23 protein-coding genes are annotated in these 23,738 nt (G+C 52.3%); 16 read left to right on the forward strand and 7 right to left on the reverse strand.

Translation table 11 applies throughout. The features are described 5' to 3' along the window. Window positions 1–61 precede the first annotated feature (61 nt). From sicA to J5224_RS04660, 7 genes are all read left to right on the forward strand, one after another. Window positions 62–616, forward strand: coding sequence for a type III secretion system translocator chaperone SicA (sicA, locus tag J5224_RS04630; protein WP_413544642.1), 555 nt, complete (start codon window positions 62–64; stop codon window positions 614–616). Continuing rightward, entirely contained in the window at window positions 616–2,541 is a 1,926-nt protein-coding gene (sctE, locus tag J5224_RS04635) for a type III secretion system translocon subunit SctE (protein WP_264624242.1), read from the forward strand. The genes sicA and sctE overlap by 1 nt, the downstream gene beginning before the upstream one ends. A gap of 60 nt (window positions 2,542–2,601) precedes the next feature. Further along, window positions 2,602–3,843 carry an IpaC/SipC family type III secretion system effector gene (locus J5224_RS04640; RefSeq protein WP_264624243.1) on the forward strand — a complete coding sequence of 414 codons (1,242 nt, stop codon included), beginning with the start codon at window positions 2,602–2,604 and terminating at the stop codon, window positions 3,841–3,843. 69 nt (window positions 3,844–3,912) lie between these two features. After that, the gene (locus tag J5224_RS04645; RefSeq protein ID WP_264624244.1) at window positions 3,913–5,133 is read left to right on the forward strand and encodes an IpaD/SipD/SspD family type III secretion system needle tip protein; all 1,221 of its coding nucleotides are present in this window, start codon (window positions 3,913–3,915) and stop codon (window positions 5,131–5,133) included. A 30-nt stretch (window positions 5,134–5,163) separates the two neighbouring features. Next, the gene (locus tag J5224_RS04650) at window positions 5,164–5,580 is read left to right on the forward strand and encodes a hypothetical protein (protein ID WP_264624245.1); all 417 of its coding nucleotides are present in this window, start codon (window positions 5,164–5,166) and stop codon (window positions 5,578–5,580) included. 16 nt (window positions 5,581–5,596) lie between these two features. Further along, complete coding sequence (locus J5224_RS04655) at window positions 5,597–7,492, forward strand: hypothetical protein (RefSeq protein ID WP_264624246.1); 1,896 nt, start codon at window positions 5,597–5,599, stop codon at window positions 7,490–7,492. Between the two features lie 4 nt (window positions 7,493–7,496). Continuing rightward, window positions 7,497–7,763: an acyl carrier protein gene (locus J5224_RS04660; protein ID WP_264624247.1), complete on the forward strand. Its 267-nt coding sequence runs from the start codon at window positions 7,497–7,499 to the stop codon at window positions 7,761–7,763. Here the strand turns inward: J5224_RS04660 and dhaR are convergent. Continuing rightward, the gene (gene dhaR, locus J5224_RS04665; protein WP_264624248.1) at window positions 7,748–9,730 is read right to left on the reverse strand and encodes a dihydroxyacetone kinase operon transcriptional regulator DhaR; all 1,983 of its coding nucleotides are present in this window, start codon (window positions 9,728–9,730) and stop codon (window positions 7,748–7,750) included. The two genes, J5224_RS04660 and dhaR, sit on opposite strands and share 16 nt — an antisense overlap. 392 nt (window positions 9,731–10,122) lie before the next feature. Here dhaR and J5224_RS04670 point away from each other — a divergent pair, with 392 nt between their 5' ends. From J5224_RS04670 to dhaM, 4 genes are all read left to right on the forward strand, one after another. Beyond that, window positions 10,123–10,842, forward strand: coding sequence for an MIP/aquaporin family protein (locus tag J5224_RS04670; RefSeq protein WP_264624249.1), 720 nt, complete (start codon window positions 10,123–10,125; stop codon window positions 10,840–10,842). Between the two features lie 72 nt (window positions 10,843–10,914). After that, complete coding sequence (dhaK, locus tag J5224_RS04675) at window positions 10,915–11,979, forward strand: dihydroxyacetone kinase subunit DhaK (RefSeq protein ID WP_264624250.1); 1,065 nt, start codon at window positions 10,915–10,917, stop codon at window positions 11,977–11,979. Window positions 11,980–12,076: 97 nt separating this feature from the next. Beyond that, complete coding sequence (gene dhaL, locus J5224_RS04680; protein ID WP_264624355.1) at window positions 12,077–12,703, forward strand: dihydroxyacetone kinase subunit DhaL; 627 nt, start codon at window positions 12,077–12,079, stop codon at window positions 12,701–12,703. 35 nt (window positions 12,704–12,738) lie between these two features. Next, window positions 12,739–14,181 carry a dihydroxyacetone kinase phosphoryl donor subunit DhaM gene (dhaM, locus tag J5224_RS04685; protein WP_264624251.1) on the forward strand — a complete coding sequence of 481 codons (1,443 nt, stop codon included), beginning with the start codon at window positions 12,739–12,741 and terminating at the stop codon, window positions 14,179–14,181. Window positions 14,182–14,247: 66 nt separating this feature from the next. On the opposite strand, the gene J5224_RS04690 is transcribed toward dhaM, so the two are convergent. Together J5224_RS04690 and J5224_RS04695 are read right to left on the reverse strand one after the other, a co-directional pair. Continuing rightward, a complete protein-coding gene (locus J5224_RS04690; RefSeq protein ID WP_264624252.1) occupies window positions 14,248–14,874 on the reverse strand; it encodes a LysE family transporter in 627 nt (208 codons plus the stop codon). Between the two features lie 378 nt (window positions 14,875–15,252). Further along, window positions 15,253–15,618, reverse strand: coding sequence for an HMA2 domain-containing protein (locus J5224_RS04695; RefSeq protein WP_222158338.1), 366 nt, complete (start codon window positions 15,616–15,618; stop codon window positions 15,253–15,255). Between the two features lie 305 nt (window positions 15,619–15,923). On the opposite strand from J5224_RS04695, the gene J5224_RS04700 reads away from it, so the two are divergent. The 5 genes from J5224_RS04700 to J5224_RS04720 are packed head-to-tail and all read left to right on the forward strand — an operon-like array spanning window position 15,924 to window position 19,667. Continuing rightward, window positions 15,924–16,244, forward strand: a complete 321-nt coding sequence (locus J5224_RS04700) for an HMA2 domain-containing protein (RefSeq protein ID WP_264624253.1) — start codon at window positions 15,924–15,926, stop codon at window positions 16,242–16,244. Between the two features lie 22 nt (window positions 16,245–16,266). After that, window positions 16,267–16,938 (forward strand): YtxH domain-containing protein, encoded by a 672-nt coding sequence (locus tag J5224_RS04705; RefSeq protein ID WP_264624254.1) that lies wholly within the window; start codon window positions 16,267–16,269, stop codon window positions 16,936–16,938. Further along, on the forward strand, window positions 16,922–17,254 hold the full coding sequence (locus tag J5224_RS04710; protein ID WP_264624255.1) for a hypothetical protein: 333 nt from the start codon (window positions 16,922–16,924) through the stop codon (window positions 17,252–17,254). The genes J5224_RS04705 and J5224_RS04710 overlap by 17 nt, the downstream gene beginning before the upstream one ends. Then, a complete protein-coding gene (locus J5224_RS04715) occupies window positions 17,251–17,568 on the forward strand; it encodes a DivIVA domain-containing protein (protein ID WP_264624256.1) in 318 nt (105 codons plus the stop codon). The genes J5224_RS04710 and J5224_RS04715 overlap by 4 nt, the downstream gene beginning before the upstream one ends. Beyond that, complete coding sequence (locus J5224_RS04720) at window positions 17,568–19,667, forward strand: heavy metal translocating P-type ATPase (RefSeq protein ID WP_264624356.1); 2,100 nt, start codon at window positions 17,568–17,570, stop codon at window positions 19,665–19,667. Before J5224_RS04715 ends, J5224_RS04720 begins: the two co-directional genes overlap by 1 nt. On the opposite strand, the gene J5224_RS04725 is transcribed toward J5224_RS04720, so the two are convergent. Genes J5224_RS04725 through J5224_RS04740 form a run of 4 tightly spaced genes read right to left on the reverse strand, consistent with a single transcriptional unit; the run spans window position 19,664 to window position 23,579 of the window. Next, entirely contained in the window at window positions 19,664–20,392 is a 729-nt protein-coding gene (locus J5224_RS04725; protein ID WP_264624257.1) for a proteasome-type protease, read from the reverse strand. The genes J5224_RS04720 and J5224_RS04725 overlap by 4 nt on opposite strands. 18 nt (window positions 20,393–20,410) lie before the next feature. After that, window positions 20,411–21,220: a transglutaminase family protein gene (locus tag J5224_RS04730; protein WP_264624258.1), complete on the reverse strand. Its 810-nt coding sequence runs from the start codon at window positions 21,218–21,220 to the stop codon at window positions 20,411–20,413. Beyond that, window positions 21,217–22,146, reverse strand: a complete 930-nt coding sequence (locus tag J5224_RS04735; RefSeq protein ID WP_264624259.1) for an alpha-E domain-containing protein — start codon at window positions 22,144–22,146, stop codon at window positions 21,217–21,219. The genes J5224_RS04730 and J5224_RS04735 overlap by 4 nt, the downstream gene beginning before the upstream one ends. Further along, window positions 22,140–23,579 carry a circularly permuted type 2 ATP-grasp protein gene (locus tag J5224_RS04740; RefSeq protein ID WP_264624260.1) on the reverse strand — a complete coding sequence of 480 codons (1,440 nt, stop codon included), beginning with the start codon at window positions 23,577–23,579 and terminating at the stop codon, window positions 22,140–22,142. The genes J5224_RS04735 and J5224_RS04740 overlap by 7 nt, the downstream gene beginning before the upstream one ends. Window positions 23,580–23,738 lie beyond the last annotated feature (159 nt).

Consider the following 23,738-nt stretch of genomic DNA (forward strand, 5'->3'; position numbering starts at 1 on the left):
CTCGATGAATTGTCGTTGTTTTAATATTTTTCCATTTTGTAAATAATGTGGAAGGTCTAAAATGAGTTTTAAAAAGGTAATGGATGCTAAAAATGAATTGCGTGATGAGGTTGAAGAAACCTTGATCAAAGATTATTCAGAGCAACTCATGGATGCTATTCATAATGGCGCAACCTTAAAAGATGTTCATGGCGTATCGAATGAAACAATGAGTGATGTTTATAAGCTCGCTTATGACTTTTACCATATGGGAAAGTTAGATGACGCTGAGTCTCTTTTCCGCTTTTTATGCATCTACGATTTTTATAACCCAGAATATGCGATGGGGTTGGCAGCGGTTTATCAACTCAAAAAGAATTACTCAAAAGCTATCGATTTTTATGCATTGTCATATTCTCTCTCAGAAAATGACTATCGACCTATGCTCTATGCTGGTCAGTGTAATCTGATGCTTTGTCGCTCGGTTCAGGCGAGTAAGTGTTTTGATATTGTCACCGAAAAATGTAGTGATGTAAGTTTGACAGAGAAGGCGCACGCTTATTTGGCCGCCTTAAAAGACATGGATGCCAATGAAGAAAATGGAAATCCAAAAGAGGATGTTGATAGGGGGGAATAATGAATATTACGATTGATGATTTTTCTGCGGCATTTGCATTCTCTGGCGGCGGTGACGTTGGACAGCATCGCACTGAATTAATAAAACAAAGCGCTGCTATCAAACGTTTTGGCGAAGCAAGGCTGAGAGAGCATCCACAGCGAGATTCTGTTTCAGGGGCAATAAAGCTGTTACGGCCAGAGCAACTGGCTGCCATTTTGCAAAATACCACTAACGCATTGCAGGGAAATGCTGCTCAGCACCGAACACAACAAGATGCCAATATACCGCAATTGGCATCCGAGCCCTTTGCTTTATCTCGATTGGCCCAAATCGCATCGGGGGCAGATAATCCTGAGGCTTCACTGACTGCATCTGCTCGCATGACGAGCTTATTAGGCAAAATAAATCAGCTGACTGGCGATGTGACACTACAGAAAATGGTTGATCAATTGAAGATTTTCAATGCGCAATTGGAGGAATATTCTCAGGCATACAGCGCGATCGCCGATCAATTAGAGAATCATGCACAACAGTGGGCCGATGACAGTGATGCGTTGGTGCAGGCCCAGAAACTGGTTGATGGGTTAAAACAGCAGGTCGCGGCTGCGACGGGAACCTATACCGATACACAGAAGCAGTTGCAGTTTTTGCAAAATCAGGCAGATCGTGAATTACAAGAAAACGGTGAGCTATCCCCTGAGTTGAGTAATAAAATAGAGGCAGCGAAATCTGCTGTTACCGCAGCATATAACATCAAAGAGCAGTCTGTGACCCAGTATGAGGATGCACTCAAAAACCGACTGGAGCCTGCTCGCCTGGCAGAAATTGCTAGTAGAACGATTCTGGAAAACACCAAGCAACATGTACAAACTCTGCTGGGGGCCGTACCTGCGCAGCAAATTTCTGTTATTGAATGCAAACGGAAAGAGCAAAATAAAGATGCAAAAAGTCTCTGTCATTTACTGGCTATTATCGCTGAACTCATCAATAAAAGCGCCAGTGAGGATTTACAGGCAGGCGCGACCTTAAAGCAAAAACTGGCAGAGGCGGCGGCTAAAGACGCTGAAAAAAAAGCGCGTGAATACGAGATTGAACAACGTAAAGCGGAAGAACTACAAAAAACCATGGGCTGTATTGGTAAAATTCTCGGCTGGGCTATCACCATTGCCGGTTTCGCCGCTGCTATTTTCACGGGGGGGGCATCATTAGCGTTGGCTGCCGTCGGGTTGGCATTGATGGCTGGCGATGCCATTTACCAAGCGGTAACGGGGGACTCTTTTATGCAGCAGGCTATGCAGCCTCTTATGGAACATATTATTAAGCCATTAATGGAATCGCTAGCTAAATATTATTCCTTCATTTTAGAAGCTCTCGGGGTTGATAAAGCAACGGCTGCGCAAATAGGCGAAATTATGGGCGCAATTGCTGCTGTTGTACTCTTAATCGCTGTGGCAATGGTGGCGGGAAGCCTCATTGGTAAACTGGCAGATAAGCTGTCTTCCACGGTGATTATGCAATCAACCAAGGAAGTAACAAAACGGATGTTGCAGAGAATGATGGACAATACTATTGGGCGATTCATTATGTCATGGGGGTCAACAGCGATGCGTGCGGCAGCCGTTCAAAATATAAAAAGCGCCAGATTCGTTAATATCGTACAACAATCCCAAAATGTCACGATGACCGCTAACGTTGTAATGCAAACCAGCATGGAAATTGTTGTCGCTGGAAATAAGGTAGAAGCAGAAAAAGTTCGTGCCAAAATGCTGGAAGATATGGCCTTGCAAAATGTGTTAAATGCCCTAATGGATCGCATGGTAGACAGTTTTACTCAACGTATTATGGCGGCTAATGCCATTATCGAAAATATGGCCGTGGTGGCAGATAACCAGATGCAAGCGGGTAAGTATATTACCCGAAAAATGCAACATGTTGCGGGGTAGTTCTCTTTATCGTTAGGGAATTTCAAAACTGAGGTTTTTATTTATACGGAGTTGAAAAATATGATGACGACATTATCACCGGTCGCAACGCAAAACGCGTTGAATGTAAATACGGATAACACTGCTCCCTTAGCGCAGTCTTTCACCCAGCGTTTGCCAGAGGTACTGTCTTTAGCGGATCTGGCTTCTGCTTCCAGAGCTATTGGGGACTCAAATAGCACCTATGCCAATTCGCTGCCTGTTGAATTGATGCTTCCGGCATCAACCAATAAAGTCATACCTTCAGAAACTAAAGCCAAATTGGCGCAAAGGCTGATGGATTCCCAGCAAGGAAGAGATATCGATAAGATAGAACAGGTCGTTGCAGGGGCTGCGACCCTGTGCAGCGCACAGCTTCTGTCTGGAACAGAGAATCCGTCAAAGCGCAGTGAAAATGAAAAGACTGGCAGGGCTGCGATGACAACTGCGGTGGATCACTCTGTTGAGCGGGAGCGTTCATATGCCGTTGTTGAAGGAGGAACGGATATTACACCGACAAGTCCTGGCGGTTATCTTTATAGTAACGTGATGGGCAATATGGGCATTTTAGATGCGTTTACCAGTATTTTGCGGTCGTTAAATCGGCAGGAAGCGCATTTTAATGCAGCGGCAGCACAGTGGTCTCATCTTGCCATGACCTCAGCGAATGCGACTGGGCAGCATCTGATTCATGCTGCAAAGGAAAACCAGACAGGGGCGATTGTTGCCGGGGCGTTAAGCATGGGAATGCAGGGCGTATCGGCATTCTCCGTCGGTAAAGCCTTAAAAAAGGATTCAGCCTCGATTGAAAATAATCTGAAAAGGTCTCATCAACTTAATGAACAAGCAGATCTGGCCAGGAACGGCCTACAGCACCATAGGGATAAACTGGTCAATGAAGGTATCAAAGTCGATGATGATGTTTCCGCACGTCTGATGCAAGCTCATGCTAAGTTAAGTTCGGAAAGTCAGGCTCTGCAAAGTAGCCATCAACAAATATCGAACACCTCGGTAAAAACCCGTATTCAATCTGAGGCCCTTATGCAGGCTAGCCGACCCATTCATGATATTACTCAAGGGGCATACGGTGTAACGGCTGCGGAGCAAAACAAACAAGCCGAAATAATGCGAGCGAATCAAACGGTGAGCGGTGAAGTGGATAGTGTTCATCAGCAAACGGCAAAAAAATCCAGCGAGGGTGAATCTGCCTTACGGCAAGCGTTACTGGCTATTCTTAATAACAACAATGATGCAGTCTCCGCGATTGCCAGTAAGATGGCATAATGTATTTGCAAATACCCTTGCGGTACCCTTTTCATCTTGAGTTGTTATTTTTTTATTTTTGGCGAAAAAATGACTATATCTAATGTGCTTTTACCGGTTTGTGCGGCAATATTTCCACGCGGGAACACAGACGCTTATACCACAGTTGCGCATTGGCAGGGGGCATCAAATGTCTCTGATGCTTATTCGCAGCATGATGTGAAAAATATTTTACTATTTCTTATTACTGAAAATAAGGAGGGTGATAAGCTAATTGATCGTGCATTATCTCTCTGTGAAATGCATGGAAAAATGCTCAGTGTTGAGAAAATGCTTGCTCATTTAAATATAAATCCCAATCTGGCTTCGGGGGGTAAATTATTACAGTACGTTGATGAGATCCGTCGTTCGCAACAAAAAAATGAATTGTCGGGGGAAAGTCACGATGACATAAAATCGCAGTTGACGGCGTCACAGTGCGCAATTCAGACGCAGCTTAACAAGATTCAACAGCAGATTCGTGACGATAAATTAAGGAATAAAGCAGCAGTAGTGAAATCGGAAAACTTGGCTTATCAGGCTCAGAACCCTGTCCCCGATGAGGAGCCTGAGGCTACGTTGCATCGTGTCCGAAGAAGCGTCGAAAATACAAGTGAACCGTTTACAACGAGTACCAGTTACGCGGAGCTCTGGGCGGAAATTGCTAAAGTTATCGCAAATATTAAAACTAACTACGTGGATTTCTATGGCAATTTATTGCAGAAATACACTGAAATGTACGATGAGTATAATAAAAACGTGCAGAAGGCTGCCGCCGACTCAACCCATTCAGGGAAGGAGGCAAATTCAGTAAGTTTTGACGAGCCTCATCTCAGAGACGCTGGATATAAAGTTTTTAATAAGTGGATTGAAGACAATAAACTTGGCAGTGTTCCTGGCTGGTCGGTAGTGACTGAAGATCAAAAAGAAGGTATGACAGAAAGCCAGAAAGAAGAGATAAGAGCGACGCTGGCACCGGCCTTCAAGGTCGATAACGATGGGAAAATCAGTTTTAATAAGGACACCTATGATAAAGTTACTTTGGCGCACGTCACGGAAGATGGTTCATATACTGAAGTGTCGAGCACCCGTTATCAGGCTTGGCTGGCGAGTTTCAATTCTGTCAGTAGTGCTTTCCAGAGTAACATGCAATCTTTTGCCCAGCGATACAGTCAGGCGAATAGCACATTCGATAATTTGAACAAAGTACTAAGTAGTGTCATTAGCTCGTTAGGAGAAAGTGCCAGAGAGGTACTAAAAGCACTGTCTTAATATTCAACCAACAGACTTATTCAAATCTTTATGGCTTTTAAACCCAGATGTAATAGTGAATTGGTTTTGCCGTATTATAATTTGATGATAAATGCGGGAATACCAGCGTCAGACTTAATGCGTTTAAAAGATTTTACTTATCAATATAATTATTCCATACCGGCGAAAGTTGAGAGAGTGCAAAATCAACCAATGACCGATAAGCAGAGATCTATTTATCAACGCGAACATAGGGTTCGTTATTTTAGAAAAACCCCAGTATATAATGCTGCACCCGTGTATTTTGATAACCCGGCATTCAATGCGTATATGGATGCAACTCGTCCCATACGCCCAGAGCCCAGAGCTAAAGTTACGTGCTCACGCTGTTGGCGTGTGGTGGTAAAACATTTAGAGCGAGTAAGAAATAATATCGTTGTTAATTTAAGAAAAAAAATCAATTGCTGATTATCGTGGGGGAGTTATGACAATTGGAACATCTTTAAATACAAGTCCAGGGTTTGGACGGTATATTCAAGCCGATGTTTATCATCGAATGAATCGAGAACTACCCAAAACGGAGACCGTTACTGATAATATGGTTGGGTGCGCTAACGAAGGTGTTTCACTCGCCGTAAAAAATTTCATCAAGGCGCCTGACAAAGTCGGGTGCGTATATGGGTTAATTCACACACAGTCGCAAGCCGCGCTACCGGAAGACTTACGCAATGCCAATACAACGGTTGAGTGCCGCGAGATATTTAAAAGCATACTGGGTATGCTTGCCACTAAGGCCGATAATTTCACCTCAGCAGAGAGCGGAAGTTATAAAAAATTATGCGACCGTTTTGTTTCTGAAGTTAAAAAAGAGCCTGAGGAGTTCAATGCTAACATTAGTTTGCAAAAAAATATTAAAAATACGACTAAGGACGATAAACAGTTTTGGATAGAAGCCGCGCCGCTGCTTGAAACGTACAGTAAGGACATAGTGGAAGATCTCATCGCGCATATGCTCAATCAGTCGATCAACGCATGGTGTGAATATCACAATGTTACCGATCGCGAATGGGCGTGCTCGAATATCGAACAGATTTTTGATACCAATATTCGCATGTGCTTCAACGTGCTTGATGATGAGATCAGGGGGGTCACCAAGGAGTCGAAATCCGCAGTTCAGGATAAGGCGCCTATCCACGGAGCCTTTATCCGTTTTGGCTATATGAAAATGTTTGATGCTATCGCGTCAATCCCATTATCGCTTCGGCGTCAGACGCCTGCTGGCATGGCAAAGCCAGCCATTTCAGAAAAGGCGGTAGAAACGTCAGGTTCAGCGGGCAACGTTAACGGAGATCACTCGCCAAAAGCATCCTCTTCCCCTGGAAATATCACCGTTTATGGCAGCACTGCGACGGCGACATCGTACGGTGGAAATACGCCCACGACGCCACCTGACCCTTGGAGTTCAATGACCGAAAAACTGCTGGCTTCTGACAAAATCAATACAGATCAACGTTTTTTATTATTGAAAGATCTGATTGCCACGATGGGGGAACAGCGTGATATACCGTCGAGTTTTTTCAATCGCTACCCGTTGCTTAGCCGACTGAATGGCATCAGCACGCAAGATTTACCCGCGTATTCGACGTTGTCGAATGGGAACCGTACCAGATTGGCAGCGGCCCCCTCTCCGGAGACTAACAATGTGGAGTCCACTGCACCCGCGGTTGAGCGTGTACAAACGCCACGCGTTCAGATAAAGCGGCCGCTTTTCACCACAGGTTCTATTGGCTCTGACATATCGACCATGTCACCACCACAATCGCCCCTGGGGGATAATTTCAAGATTGGCACACTGTCGTCCACGAAGAACATTAACCCCTTGGCATCACAGGGGACGTTCCATACCGTCGGAGCTGACCTCTCCAGTGTTATCGTTGATAAAGGGCCTGCGGCAAATGATGCAGAGGAAGCCGGTCGTTCGGAGGGCGCTTCTTTCGCAGGCAATTCCTCGTCCGGCATCAATAAGGAGGATCTGGCTCTGTTGAAACGCTGGCTTGGCGAAGACGTCCAGGAAGATGAAAATGAGAGAGAGAACATCAATAAACTGGTTCTGCGAGAGGAGGGGTTGTACACCCAAACGATAGAGCACTTCCTGGAGAGAGCGTTCCTCGCCGAAGCCGGCACGGAAGAGCGCAGTGATAAGCAGCAAACCTATATCAATGAGTCATTCCGTAAAATGCAATTGCACGAAGATTTCTTCTTACTGAGCCGCAACGCTCAAGCGTTGGTAGATAAATACAGTGAGAAACGTAATTTTCGGGTGTTAACCACCACACCGGGTGTGAGGCGTTCCCTGTCTTCACAGGTGTCACGAGGTTGATGGCGTGATAGGCGAGCGTGATCATGAGCGCCAGGTGAAAGCATTGATTCATCAGGTGAGCGGTATCCCGATTGACCGCATTGGGTTGAATGATAGCGTAATCGTCACATTGGGTCTGGATTCGGTCGAGATGATTGATTTGCTGATGCAACTTGAGACATTCGGGGTGACGATCCCGTCAGTGCAGATCGATGCTGCACTGACGGTGTCCGATATTGTTGAACGTTTTGTCGATGGGGCTGGTCCAGAAAGAGATCACCCCACCTTGTAATCGGCAAGGTGGATATTAAATTGCTTGAGTTTACGCCACAGGGATGTGCGACCAATTTTTAACGATGAGGCCATTTGTGAGGCTTTGCCCCGACAATGCATTGCTGCCTGAATGAGTGCATCCCGCTCCATCTCTTGTAATGAATGAAGATGGAAGCTTGCTTCTCGGGAGGATGCCTCGAGAATGTTTTCACTCAATGGTGCCGGAATGTCTTTGACTTTTATTCGGTTACCGCTGCTATAGCTATAAGCCCGTTCGAGCACATTGCGCAGTTCGCGGTTATTTCCCGGCCAGGCATAGCGCATAAGTAACTGCTGCGCATCTTCAGAAAGCGTCACATGAGCCCCCATCTCGCGGCTCATGATCTTAAGGTAGTGTTTGATCAATGCGGGGATATCTTCGCTGCGCTCCCGCAGGGCAGGCACGTGAATGTCGAACGACTGCAACTCGTACAGCAGGTGGCGGCGAAAGCGGTTTTCCTCAACAAACTGATTGATATCCACATCGGTAGTGGTGATCAGCCTGACATCCAGCGGTACCAACGTCTGGTTGGCTTTGTTAAGCAATCCGGTTTTCAGCAGTTGTAACAGCGCGGTTTGCACTTCCTGAGTCAGGTATTCGACATTCTCTAACAGCAGTGTGCCGCCTTTCGCCAACTCGAATTTGGAAATGACCGGTTTATCGGTATGCGCGTTATTGCCAAGAAATTCGCTTGCCATGGCCTCGCGCGGTATGGCCTGGCAATTGATGGTAATAAAAGGCTTATCCCGACGCTCGCTGGCGTTATGAATGGCCTGTGCCAGATAGGCTTTACCCAGCCCCTCTTCACCATGCAGCAGGACGGAACCACGCCCCTTCGCGGCTTGCTGTGCAAGGCGGACCACACGCCGGATGGCGCTGGAGGTTCCAACGTAATCGAGGTCGTCAAATGTCAGACGGGCATACGCCCCGCCGTGGCGATGCACCAATTCACGAATGTGATCGATAGGGTGCAACAGCGCAATGTAACGGTCGGGGGTATTGGCGATGCCTTTTACGATTTTGAGCGACATTGCCAGTGCGATAAATGCGCCTTGGAACTCGACTGCGGTTTCGAACAGGTAGACATCCCGGTTTTCCGCAATAGCATGAACGATTCGCTGCGGTAAGGTCAGCGTATCCTGGATATTTTTTCCTAACAGCTTCTCACCCTTAACATTGAGCAGGTCGCTGCCATTTTTGTTCAGATAGAGGATGGTGCCTTTATGATCCCAGGCGAGAACGCCTTCTTCAACGCCATCCAGCAAGGCGTGAACCTCACTCAAATGTTGGTTGGATTCCGCCAAAATCATATCTGTGTGCAATTTTGCGCTGATTTGCTGTGCTGTGGAATGCACGAGCGCCAGCGCGGAAACCGTGTCGCTGTCGTTCAGTAGAATCAGCCCAACCGCCCCCATCACCGCGCTGTAGCTGTCGAAAATCGGGGTAGCAAAGCAGGCAAATTGATGCAAATGCTGATTGAAATGCTCATAGCCTTGCAGGCTGACCGGTTCGTGTAACAGCAGTGCCGTCGTGACGGCATTATTGCCCATCATACTTTCGCGCCAGTAAATGCCTTCACCAATGCCCAGAGCCATCAGGCGTTGGCTCATGGCCGGGGAGGCGTGGAAACTCAACGTACACCCGGTTTCATCGGTCAGTAACAAGGCGCATTCCGCAGTGGTGAGATAGGCAAAGATATCCTCCAGTATGGGGGCCGCGATATTGATCATATCGGCACGGTTGCGGCACAGGGACTTGAACGTAATGCCCTTGGCGTAGAGCGGCGTTGACCAATGGTCGTGACGCTGTTGTCGACGGCAACGCAGCCAGGACTCAGTGACATAGGGCTTTAGCGTGAGATGCTCCATGCTGGCAGCATCGGGATACGGTAAGGGGTCCGACGTGATGAAATCGTGCCAGAGGATTTTCAATTCAGTCTGTTTCATCGGTTGCTCCTTTATCGTGTCCCTTTGGGAAATAGGTAACGCATTTATGTTCCATTTTGGAAATATTATGTTGAATCTGTGATGTGCATCGCCAACCGCGCGTAGTGATGTGGAAAATCAAATTCTTGCTTTTAATATATTGAATTAAAACATTTTTATCTTTCACTTCGACAAAGTGTGAGTTGCGGCACAACTTTCGTCACAGTTTGACGGGTATCAAATAACAGGGTGAATAGCGTTATTAATGTTTCATTTTGGTGATTTTTGATATGCAACGATGTTCCTGAATTGAACAAAAAAATATTTTTTACAGCATGGGTTTGGCTTCCTACTCTCATCGTGTTCGTTCCGTCATGTGGGTAATCCCTCAACCGAAAACGAAGGAGACAGCGATGAACGTTTTTCTTGCAGAATTGATTGGCACCATGGTGCTGATACTGCTTGGCAACGGTGTAGTAGCCAACGTAGTGCTAGCGCGAACCAAAGGGGGCAATAGCGGCTGGATCGTTATTACCGCCGGGTGGGGATTTGCAGTCGCAATCGCGGTATATATCACGGGCTGGGTGAGCGGGGCGCATCTCAACCCGGCCGTTACTTTTGGCATGTGGTTGTATGGCAGTATCTCGGGCGCAATGGCTTTAGTTTACGTTGTTGCTCAATGTATCGGTGCTTTTCTCGGCTCGATTCTGGTCTATCTTACTTACAAACGGCACTACGACGTGACTGAAGATGCAGGACTGATCCTGGCGACGTTTTCTACCGGGCCTGCGGTGCGCGACTTTAAGTGGAACCTGGTCACAGAAATTATCGGTACGGCTGTTTTAGTGTTTGGCGTACTGGGGATTTTTAATTCGCATAACGGGATTGCGTCCGGTTTTGGCCCCTTTGCCGTGGGGATTCTGGTGTACAGCATCGGCCTGTCGTTGGGTGGCCCCACGGGCTATGCCATCAACCCGGCGCGTGATTTAGGGCCGAGAATCGCTCATGCCTTGTTACCCATCAAAAATAAAGGCCATTCCGATTGGGAATACGCGTGGGTGCCGATTGTCGGTCCGTTGATCGGTGGTGGTATCGGTGCACTGTGCTACAAGTTTTTACCGGTTTTTGCCTAACGGGCGGTACGCCGCTCACCCATGGAAATCGTCCTTTCCCCAGTGAAAGGGCGGTCATCAAGAGGAAGGGTCATGAAAAAGCTCATCAACAAAGTCGATGATGTTATCAGAGAACAGCTTGAAGGTTTCGCACTCGCCCACCCTGAATTGACGGTGAATACTGAGCCTTTCTATGTGTGCCGCCGTTCGGACAAGCCCAAAGTGGCGCTGATCTCCGGCGGGGGCTCCGGGCATGAGCCGATGCATGCCGGTTTTGTCGGTTTTGGCATGCTGGATGGTGCCTGCCCAGGCCATATTTTTACCTCGCCTACGCCCGATCAAATGTATGAGTGTGCGCAGAAGGTCAGCAACGAAAATGGCGTGTTGCTGCTGATCAAAAACTATACCGGAGATATCCTGAATTTTGAGACCGCCGCAGAACTGCTGCACGGTGAAGGTATCGCCGTGCAGGTGGCTGTCATTGACGATGATGTTGCGGTAAAGGACAGCTTGTACACGGCGGGCCGCCGCGGGGTTGCTACCACGGTGCTGGCAGAGAAACTGTTGGGGGCAGCGGCAGAAGAGGGATATAGCCTGGAACAATGCTCAGCGTTGGCGACGCGTATTGCCGATCAGGGCCGTTCTATTGGCGTTGCGCTCTCCTCGTGCACGGTACCCGCAGCCGGTAAGCCCAGCTTTTCGTTGCCGGAAGATGAAATCGAATTCGGTATTGGTATTCACGGTGAACCGGGCATTCGTCGGGAAAAGTACACCGATGGTGACACCATTGTCAGCGCCATGCTGGATGAAATCCTCGATAACACCCCTTACGTGCGAACGCTGCGCCAATGGGATCGGGAAAAGGGTGAATGGTTTGACGATACCCGCACCACGACGCCACTCAACGCGGGCGACAATGTGATTGTGCTGGTTAACGGACTGGGGGCTACGCCAGCCTCTGAGCTGTACGGTGTTTATCGCAAAGTGGCGGAGATTCTCGCGGCGAAGCACATCAAGATTGCACGTAATCTGATCGGCACCTATTGCAGTGCGATTGATATGCAGGGCGTCTCCATCACGGTGCTGAAAGCGGATGACGAAATGCTCTCGCTCTGGGATTTCCCGGTCAGTACACCCGCGTTGAGATGGAAAATGTAGTTAAGTCAGGCAAGCTGCCGCCGTTGGCGGCAGATCGCGCGCGGAGGCAGGGATAGCCTGCATCCGGCGCTGATGCAGTGAAAGCTGAGGTGCAATGATGGTGGTAACGAAAAGCAAAGTGATCTCCTGGCTGGATGCGGCGGCCGATGTATTTGAGCAACAACAAGAATTTCTCACCGATTTGGATCGTGAAATTGGCGATGCGGATCACGGACTGAACATGAACCGTGGTTTTCGCAAGGTAAAAGAAAAGCTGCCAACGCTGGCGGATAAAGATATCGGCACCATCATGAAGAATACCGGCATGGTGCTGCTTTCTACCATTGGTGGGGCCAGCGGACCGCTGTACGGCACCTTCTTTATCAAAGCGGCAGAGACCGTCATGGCAAAAGAAGAGCTGACGGTAACGGATCTCTACCATATGTATCAGGAAGGGACGGAGCGCATTATTGCTCGCGGCATGGCGCATCCCGGCGATAAAACCATGGTGGATACGCTGAGTGCGATTGTCGCATCGCTGAAAGCCCGGCAGGAAGACCCGCTTTCCTCGGCGCTGGCGGAAACGCTGAAAGCGGCAGAGCAGGGAATGAAAAGCACCATCCCACTGCGTGCGGCGAAAGGTCGTGCCAGCTACCTTGGCGAGCGCGCTATTGGACATCAGGATCCTGGTGCGACATCCAGCTACCTGCTGTTTAAAACGCTCTGTGATGTCGTGGATATGTGATGCCCTGATGACCCGATTGGGTAAGGCTGTAGAAAATGGTCAATATCGTGGTGGTATCTCACAGTAAGCGCTTGGCGGAAGGGGTGGTGGAACTGGCCGCGCAGATGACGCACGGCAGCGTAAAGTTTGCGCTGGCGGCTGGCATTGACGATCCCGATAACCCGATTGGCACCGATCCGATTGCCGTGATGACGGCAATACAGGAGGTGCAAGAGGAGGGGGACGTGCTGGTGATGGTCGATATGGGAAGTGCGATTTTGAGCACCGATCTGGCGTTGGAACTGCTGGGCGAGGCCTATGCGACCCGTGTGCACGTTTGCGCCGCGCCCCTGGTAGAGGGCACGATCGCTGCGGCTGTCATGGCTGCGTCCGGCGGTGATATCCGTCAGGTGATTGCCGAAGCGCATCAGGCACTGGCAGCGAAATATCACCAGTTGAGCCAGGATGATAGGCTTACGGCGGCCCTCTCTCCCGTTGCCTTGACGGAGGAAGTACCACCGTCAACACTCACCTTTTCCTGGCGTGTGGCTAACCCTGCTGGCATTCACGCGCGTCCGGCATCGGCGATTGCCACCTGCCTTAACCGCTACAATGCCGATGTGCAACTGGTGAAAGGTGCACAGACAGTGAACGGAAAAAGTGTCAACAATATCGCGCTCTTGGCGATTAAACGCGGCGATGAAGTCACATTGCACGCGAGCGGCGCGCAGGCGCAACAGGCGATTGATGCCTTTGCCTTGCTGGCGCACGATAATTTTGGCGATCGTTTAGATGCGAAGGACGCCGCGTTGGCGCGTCCCCAGAGACATCCCGTTGGTGAATTGGTAACGGCCACCGTGTGCCGGGTAGAACGGGCGTTGCCCACCGTGACGCCTCGTGTCAGTCAAAGCGCGCAGGCTGAACTTGCTCAATTGGCACAGGCGATTGAGGCTGCCGTGCAAGACTTGGATGCGCTCAGCGCCTTTACCACGCAGCGCCTTTCTGATAAAGAAGCCGGGATTTTTATGGCGCAGCGAATGATGCTGGAGGATGATGAATTGTACGATGCGGTTGCCGAGCGAATGGGGCAAGCTGCGGTGCAGGTTGATGCGCTGTGGCTGACAGTGATTGGCTCGTTGGCGCAGGAGTATCAGGCGATTGAAGATACCTACCTGCGTGAGCGCTATATCGATATCTATGACGTCGGTCTGCGGGTGTTACGGCATTTGAGCCATCAGCCAGATAGTGTGGTCACGCCTTGTCATACACCGATGGCGATCGTCGCCAATATATTGTTGCCTTCCGAAGCGGTGCAGTTGGACCCCGCCTGGATCAAGGGCGTTTATTTCACCGACTGCGGCAGAAACGCTCACGCGGCGATTCTGGCAACGGCGCTGGGCATTCCGGTGTTTATCGACAAGCCGGGCCATACGCGGGTGTTACGTCACGGAGAAACGATCACATTCAATGATGATAGCGGAGAGATTCATCACGCGTGAAGCCGGATGGTGTGGCGTTGCTATCCCATGGGGCGCGGGATAGCAATGGCGAAGCCGGTGGTGTTATTAGCGGCTGGAGATCGCCAACGCCGATCCTGCCAACACAAACACACCACCCGTGGCGCGGTTAAGCAGCGCCATGCGGCGCGGGTTGCTGAACACGCCGGACAGATGGCGTCCGGTGCTGGCATAGAAAAACATGATGCTGAAATCAAACAGTACCCAAGTCAGCGCCAGAATAGCAAACTGGAGCGCATGAGGCTCTGTGGTGCTGATAAAGTTGGGAAACAGCGCGGCAAAAAACAGCAGATCTTTCGGATTGCTAATACCGACTAAAAAACCTTTACGAAACAGCGCAACACGCGTGGGGGACGCATCCAGGTTCACGTGTTCAGGCGTGTGAGCGGCGGCGGCTGAACGCCATGAGGCAATGCCGAGCCAAATCAGGTAGAGCGCGCCGACGATTTTCAGGATCATAAACGCGGTTGTTGAAGCGGCTAATATGGCTCCCAACCCCAGCGCCGAGAGTGACATCAGTACCAACGCGGCGGTCACGCCGCCCAGTACGGTGGCGGCAGCACGTCCACGGCCATAGCGCAAACCGTGCGTCATGCTGATCAACGCTGACGGACCGGGAATTGCAATTAAAACGGTAATCACGCCGACAAAGGCGAGCCAAAGGTGTAACTCCATGTTTTCTCCAACCCAATGCATGTAACGGGCACAAATGCGGCAGCGCGCGCTATATTCTCACATAGCGCACGCGCTGCCCAAAAAGAATTTATACCCGTCATACTTCACATTGCAGGTGTGTTGGCTACGTTCAGTCACCCGAATCACTTACTTGAGTAAGCTCATCGGGATGAATGAATCTCATCCCTGAGATTCACCCTACGGGCCAGCGCAGGCGCTGTTCAAATCTGTTCCAGACAGATTTGTCCTTCACTTGCCGCGTTACGAGACTCATAAATGAGCCTCGCCCTGGCGGGCCAGCGCAAGCGCTGTTCAAAACGTAAACGTTTTGTCCTGCAACGCGAATTATTTAGGGTATAGAAGATATATCTGTGGTGTCTAACGCACGAGAGTGACAAGTCGTTTAACCAGTGGGCCTTTGATCGCCATATCCAGCGTCATCAGCGCCAGTCCTTTCGCCAGTGAACGCGTATAGCGATGAAGCGATCTGTCGATGTAGGTTTGGTTTCTGGCAACGGAAAGCCACCCAGCCGGCTCAATGTGTGCCAACAGCGTATCGCCAGACAGGATCTTGCTGTCAAAACAGATCGCAACAGAACCCGCATAATGCCGATGTGTAATCTCCTGCACGCCCGCGATGTGTCGCAGTTGCGCAATGGTCTCGGTGACGCGTTCCGGGTTGCGCTGAATATATTCGGAGCGAATTCGAATGCGATTCTGAGTTTGATGCAGATAGGGAGACATGTCGCCGCGACTCGTAGGGATTAGAATGATAACAATTTACATTATCGTAGTGAGAGTGTCTATCACCTCTGTTTGTCGCACGAATTGATAAAAAACAAACAACCTGCAATTAACCGTATAAATCTTAAGTGGTTCTTCTAACGTTACGTTATTGTGACGCTGTCTTCGCGCAAAAAATTTACATTCCTGACGTGGTGGCAGGGGCAACCTTGTCTCCTTGTGTTATGCGCACGGCATGGGTTGATGTCGCATGAGCGTGCTGCGGCATTGATGTTGGTAGGCAAAGGGAGGCTGTAGTCACCGTTATGGCGGCAGATGATTTGCAGAGTTTGATGGCGTTACGCCGTTTTGTCACGGTAGCGCACCATATTCCGGGGCGAATTCGCCTCAGTTTTACCAATCGTTTGGTTTCTGCACTTAGCCAAAGCAGGTTGGCTGCGCTGCAATCGCTGTGTCACCCCGAGGGGTGCCTGAAATCGTGCAGCATTAATACCGCAACCGGTAGCGTGGTACTGGAATATTGCGCCAGCACCCTTTCCCCCACGCTGCTGACGCATCTGTTTGGTCACGACGATCAGGCGGCGCAACAGGCGCTGACGCAAATTCAGGCCGTGCTCTCCCAATAAACCAAGTCAAGAGAGGGTCGTTATGAGTAATGATAATAATCCTGTGAATCAGGCTCCCTATTTCCCACCTTATGGCTATCCCTATTACGTGCCACTGGGTGATCCTGCCGCGCAAGGGGCTTTTCCACCACCGCCCGGATGGCCGCCGCAGCCAGCATGGTATCCGCAGATGGCGCCGGGTGCGGTGCCTCCGGGGTATTTACCGCCTGGCTATCCGCTGCCTGGGTATCCGTTTCCTGGAAATGCCGTGCCGCAAGGTGCCCATCATCACGGTCATCATGCCGCACCGGGTATGGATTGGAGCGCGCATGCGCAAGGTGTGGTTGAGAATGTGATGGGAGAACAGGCTGGGCTGTTGAAAAGCCTGATCGGCACCATTGGCGCGGATGACAAGGAGTTTTGGAAAGGCGCCATGATTGGGGCGGCGGTCACGCTGCTACTGACCAATGAGAGTGTGCGCCAGACGCTGACACAGACACTGGCAAGCGCGGGCGATCTGCTAAAAACCGGCGGCGATAAGGTCAAATCCTCAGTCACCAGCGGTGCTGAAAGTGTGAAAGAGAGTGTGGCGGCGGGCAGCACCATTTTTCGCGACACGGTGAAGGCAGGCAAGGCGGAATTTCAGGCCTCGGTAGAGCGCCAGCGTGCGACGGCTTCCGCGCCTGAGGAGTCGCCGAATGAGCAACAACCGTGACGCGCTAAGCCCCATCAGTCGTGCGGTCGTAGCGGGAGCGCTGGTAGGCACCACCAGTTCGTGTATCGAACAGTGGCGGCGTTATCAGCTCGGTGAAACCACGCTGAATGAAAGCGCCGTCAAGGTGGCAAGTGATGCTGCCAAAGCGGGCGTGGTGAGCGGCACGGTAATGGCTGTTGCCAGCGCCAGCGCAGGGCGGCCATTGCTGACCTGGTTGACATTGGCGAGCGCCGGTATTGCCAGCCTTTATGTGCTGGATGCCATGCAGCGGCGTGAATCGTTACCGGACCAACCCCAAGAAGGAGTGCAGGAATGAACCCTCCCAACATGCCTTATGTCTACGCTTATCGGTTGCCGAACGGACAGGTCGCCTATGCCAGTTACCCGTCTGTCACGCCCCCGACGCCTTATCGTCAGGCAAACAGCAAAACCCATTTTGTCACTGGCGTAATAGCCGGTGCTGCCATTGCCTATTTACTGACCAATCCACAGGTGCAACAAGGGGTTGCTACCACAGCGAAAAAAGCGTGGGGCACCGTGCGTGGCGAAGTCGAGGAATTGAAAGAGCGGCTGGCGGATCTCCAGGCTGAGCTGGATTACTACCGTCAGCAGGAGAATGATGCGTCGTGATGCCTGAACGGGAGGTCACTCTTGCACCGGGGATTCGAATCAAGCATCGCTTGCCTGGGCGTTTGCGACTGAGCATGACATTGCTGGTGCGTTTCCCTGACGGAGCTAACTGGCTGCGCCACCAACTGTTGGCGTTACTGGGCGTGACGCGGGTACGCCTGCGCCCGGCAATTGGCTCGGTGGTGATTGAGTACCATCCGGATCAGACCGACGAACCCACGCTGTTGACACAGGTAGCTGGCATTGACTGGCAGCAGCGTACCGAGAGCGAGCATGAACCGGAGTATTGCGGTGGCGATAATCTGCTCAATGCGGGGGGCTTGCTGTTGGCGCAGTGCCTGCCTCGGCGCTGGGCGACGCTGCCAACGCTGTTGCTGACCGGGGAAACGCTGGCGGAAGGCGTTGCCTCGTTGACGCGGCGCGAGCTGAACGTTGAGGTGCTCGATGCACTGGCGGTTGGGCTTTCCGTGCTGCGCGGTGATAACCGCACCGCGATGCTGACGCAAACGCTGCTGACGATGGGCGAGTACATGGAACAGGAGACCAGCCGTCATTCCGATGCGTTGCTGGCCAGCCTGTTACGACCGCAGGAACACCGCGTGTGGGTTGAACGCGCAGGCGAGCGCTGTCAAATGCTGTCGTCTGCGCTGACCGTTGGCGACGTGATGCTGCTTGGGCCCGGCGATACCATCCCGGCGGACGGCAAGGTGTTGCGCGGTGTCGGCCTGATTAATCAGGCCTCCATGACCGGAGAAAGCGTACCGGTTCGGCGCGAGAAGGGCGCCTGGCTGTACGCAGGTACTCAGGTGCAGGAAGGCAATATTGCGGTACAGGCCGAGCGGGTAGGGGAAGATTCCTCGATTGCCAATATTCGCCGTTTTATCAGCGAATCGTTAAGCCAGCAAAGCGAAACGCAGAAAGTGACACAGGCGATGGCCGACCGGCGCGTGGCGATCACGCTCGGCGTGGGCGGGGCGGTGTTTGCCCTGACCCAGGATTGGCGACGTCTGGCATCGGTGTTTTTGGTGGATTATGCCTGTGCGCTGAAGCTAAGCACGCCGATCGCGTTTAAATCCATCATGTACCGCGCGGCGCAGAGCGGCTTACTGCTGAAAGGCGGGCGGGCGATTGAACAACTCGCCGCGGTCGATACGGTGGTGTTCGACAAAACCGGCACCTTGACGCACGGTGATATGCAAGTGACGGAAGTGGTCAGTTTCGATCCTGAGCGAGCCTGGGCGGAGCGTCTGCTGGCGATAGCAGCCTCTGTTGAAGAACACAGTAACCACCCATTGGCGAAAGCGGTAGTTGCGTCGGCGCATCACCATGCGTTGCCCCACATCAACCACGGTGAAGTGGAGTATGTGATTGCTCATGGCCTGCTGTGTGAGCTGGATGGTCATCGCATGGCGATAGGCAGTCGCCATTTTCTGGAAGCGCACTATCAGGTTGTGTTCTCGCCGTATGAGGCCGAGATTACCGCATTGGCTCAGCAGGGGTGCCATTTGCTGTTCATCAGCCTTGATGAGCGGTTGGTTGGCATGATTGGCTTGCAGGATAATGTGCGGGCGGAAGCACACGAGGTGATCGCACAACTGCGCCAATCGGGGATCGATCGCATCGTGTTACTGACCGGCGATCGCGTTGAAAAGGCGCAGCAACTGGCTAATGTATTAGCGATGGACGAATGCGTAGCTGAGTGTACGCCAGAGAGTAAGGTAGATGTGGTTCAGGCACTGCAACAGCAGGGTCGCAACGTGTTGTTTATCGGTGATGGGGTAAATGATGCCCCGGTGTTGGCACAGGCGGATGTCGGTCTGGCCATGAATCAGAGCACCGAGCTGGCGCAGCAGGCGGCGGATGCGGTGTTGATGCAGGACAATCTGCACGGCGTTGTGCTGGCGCGCGAACTGGCGCTGGAAGCGATGAAGCTGGTGCACAGCAACATCGCCCTGACCGAATGGGTCAATAGCGGCATCATGTTGACGGCGGCGTTGGGCGGGTTATCTCCCGGCGGCAGCGCCCTGCTGCACAATGGCACCACCCTTGCGGTATTGCTGCGTGCGCTGGCGGCTCGGCGAACGCATGTGACGTGTTAAAGCGAGAACGGCGGCAACTGACGGAACGTACTCTGTAAGCCTTCCGACCAGGCTTTGCGAATGGTGGCGAAGTAGGGGTCATCCTCAGTAACACGGCGCTGACCGCTGTCATCAAAGCTGTCAGCCCGGTAGATCATTACATCCAGCGGCAGCCCGACGGACAGGTTGCTGCGCAGCGTGGAATCTATCGAGATCAGCGCGCAGCACATCGCTTGCTCGAGCGTGGTTTCTCGGGTTAATACCCGGTCGATGATCGGTTTGCCGTATTTGCTTTCGCCGATCTGGAAGTAAGGCGTGTCGCGCGTTGCCTCGATAAAATTGCCTTCAGGGTAGATATGAAACAGGCGGGGGGCTTCTCCAGCAATTTGCCCCCCTAACAGCAGGTTGCAGCCAAAATTGGTGGTGCTGGCATGTTGTTGCATACGACTGTCACGATCGATGACTTCGCGCAAGGTGGCCCCGACCAGCGTCGCCGCATCGTACAGGGTTGCCACTTGCAACAGGTTAGGCTCGCTGTCACTGCGCATGCGCGTTTCCAGCAGGCTGACAATGCTTTGTGTGGTGGCCAGGTTCCCGGCGGACTGTAACACCAGCACCCGATCGTCGGCACGGTGAATCACATGCAGTTTTTTAAACGTTGCAATATGATCCACCCCGGCATTGGTACGGGAATCCGAGGCGAATACCAGCCCGTCCGACAGGCACATGGCCACACAGTAAGTCATAATCCGATCATCTCATGGTTATTGCTGCTGCGCCTGTTGTGAAAAGCGCCGCACTTCAGCTTCAGAAAACAGCATTTCGCTTCCGCCACCCAGACGACTGCCGCGTATCGGGCAGGCATCCAGATAGTCCAACCCGGTTGCCAGACGCAAATGCTGCGTCAGGCTGCGCGAGTTATTAGTGATATCAAAACTCAGCCAGCGCCCATTCAGCCACACTTCCGCCCAGGCATGCATCGCCACATGGCGCGAATCCGGGCTGTGAACGTAACCGCTGACATAGCGCGCCGGCAGGTGCAGGCTGCGACAGCAGGCCAGAAACACATGGGTGTGATCCTGACAGACTCCCTGCCCGCGTGTAAAGGCCTGTGCCGCGCTATCTTGCACCTGCGTTGCACCGGGCGTGTAGGGCATGCTGACCAACAGTGCCGCCATCAGCGCATTCAAGCTCTCTTCCGCCGCATCTGGCCGGTAATAGCGCTGCGCAAACGCGCGAATCGGCGCATCGGCCTGCGTCAGCGGCGTGTTGCGCAGGAACACTAACGGTGATAGCAACTCATCCTCTGGCTCACTCTCATCGTTATCGGCAATGTCTACCACTCCCTGAGCGTGAATGACGATTTCCTGATGCGGATGATCCAAGGTCAGCACATGCAACACGTTGCCCCAGGTGTCGGTGGTGGCGACCGCAGAGCCATCAGACAGCGTCAGTGACCATGAGGCCACGCGCTGGCGAGCGGAGTCACGCGGCGTCAAACGCAGATACTGGGTGCTGAATTTCACTTGCTCATCATAGCGATAGCGCGTGAGATGATTAATGGTCAGTTTCATACCGTCTCCAGATAGGTTTGTCGCACGCTGTCAGCCAGCGCGTTGATGCGGGCCAGCAGCCCAGAGAGATACACCTGCATGTCCGATTGCGCCAAATCCTCCCGCGTACTGAAGCGCAGATCGACGTTCAACTGGTGTGCCAGCCGCAGGGGCAGGTGAGAGCGGGTGTTAGCGATCTGCTCCAACTGACCGACAACGTCTTCGATGCAGGCGCGCAGCGAGCGCGGCACATCGTTACGCAGGATCAGCAATTCAGCCACCGTATCGCGCGTGACCGGCTGGCGATAGATGCTGTTATAGGCCTCGCGCGCGCTGACCGCGCGCAGCAGCGTATCCAGCCGATAATATTCACGCACCGGATCGGTGTCGTTATTCAACTGCTGATCTTTGAGCAGCAGCAGTTGTGTGGTGGCGAACGCCCGCTCGATCAGCGTGCCGATACGGATAAAACACAGCGCATCGTTACGCAGCAAGGTGCCGAACACCGCGCCGCGAAACAGATGGGCGCGATCTTTTACCCAGTCAAAGAAGGCGTCGATCCCAACTTCTTCCACCCCCTTTTGCCGCAGCGTGCGCAATTGAATGCGCGTGGTGTTGATGCACTCCCACACCTCCGCGGAGAGGCTGCCGCGCACTGCGTGGGCGTTGTTCCAGGCCATCTCGACGCAACTGTAGATGCTGCTGGGGTTATCGCTGTCGAGGGCAAAAAAGTTGATCAGGTTCGCCATGGAAAACTGCGGATAACGCGCCTGAAACAGATCGTGGGTCAACGAGAGGTTGAGCGGCAGCGCCAGATCGCGCTGCTGCTGACTGTGGCGCGGCACCATCGACAGCTTGTAGGTGACATCGAGCACGCGGGCGAAACTTTCCGCACGCTCCAGATAACGCGCCATCCAAAACAGTTCACTGGCTGTGCGGCTTAGCATGATTCGTCATCCTCCATTACCCAGGTGTCCTTGGTGCCACCGCCTTGCGAAGAGTTCACCACCAGCGAGCCTTCGGTGAGCGCCACTCGCGTTAACCCGCCGGGCACCAGGCGGATCTCCTGACCGTAGAGCACAAACGGACGCAGATCGATATGGCGCGGGGCCAGTCCTTGCTCCACAAAGGTTGGGCAGGTGGAGAGCGCCAGCGTCTCCTGCCCGATGTAGTTCGCCGGGTTAGCCAACAAGCGCTGGCGGAATTCCTCTATTTCGGCGCGACTGGCGCGCGGTCCTACCAGCATGCCGTAGCCGCCTGCACCGTGGACCTCCTTCACCACCATCTGATCCAGATTATCCAACACGAAGCGCAAATCCTCTGGTTTACGGCACTGCCAGGTCGGGATGTTGTTCAAGAGCGGTTCTTCGCTCAGATAGAAACGGATCATGTCCGGTACGTAAGGGTAGATGGATTTATCATCGGCCACGCCGGTGCCGATCGCGTTGGCGAGCACTACGCCGCCCGCGCGATACACCGACAGCAAACCCGGCACGCCGAGCATGGAGTCCGCGCGGAACGCCAGCGGATCGAGAAAGGCATCATCAATGCGGCGATAGATAACATCCACCTTGCGCGGCCCTTCGGTGGTGCGCATGTAAACTGCCCCTTCCTTGATAAACAGGTCGGCGCTTTCAACCAGCTCTACCCCCATTTGCTGGGCCAAAAAGCTGTGTTCAAAGTAAGCGCTGTTGAAACGTCCCGGCGTCATTACCACCACGCAGGGATCGTCCACCGGTGAGCTTTCGCGCAGGGTTTGCAGCAGGTAGCTGGGGTAGCGCTCTACCGGCGCGATATGTTGCTGGGCGAACATATCTGGATAGAGGCGCATCATCATCTTGCGGTTTTCCAGCATGTAAGAGACGCCGGACGGCGTGCGCAGGTTATCCTCCAGCACGTAATACTCACCGTCACTGTTGCGCACCATATCGATGCCAGTGATATGCGCATAAATCTGATTGGGTAGGGTGATGCCCTGCATGCAGGGTTGGAATTGCTCGTTTGCCAGCACCTGTTCGGCGGGAATAATACCCGCTTTGAGGATGTGTTGATCGTGATAGATATCATGCAGAAAGGCATTCAGTGCCTTGACGCGTTGACGAATGCCGCTATCCAGTTTACGCCACTCCGCCGCCGGAATAATGCGCGGCACACTGTCAAACGGGATTAACCGTTCAGTACCCTCATCGTCGCCGTAGACGTTGAAGGTGATCCCCACCCGATGAAACAGCAGTTCTGCCTGTTCCTTCTTCTGCCGCACCGATTGCTGATCGGTGCGTTGCAGCCAGCGCCACCATGGATCGTAATGCTGCCGCTGCCGTCCCTCTGCCGTGAGCATTTCATCGTAATAAGGTCCACTAGGAAGCGTTATTTTTATCATTGGCATCTCCGGGCATGACGCAATAAGAAGATAATGGTTGCCATGCATAAAAAATGCCAAATAACGTCATCGTGTTTTTTGAGAGTGCAGTCGCGGCGCTTTGCACGCTATTGAGTCAGGAATGCACAGCCAGAGCGCATTTGCGCCAGACGGTAGTGC

The sequence above is a fragment of the Candidatus Symbiopectobacterium sp. NZEC135 genome (genome assembly GCF_025962695.1).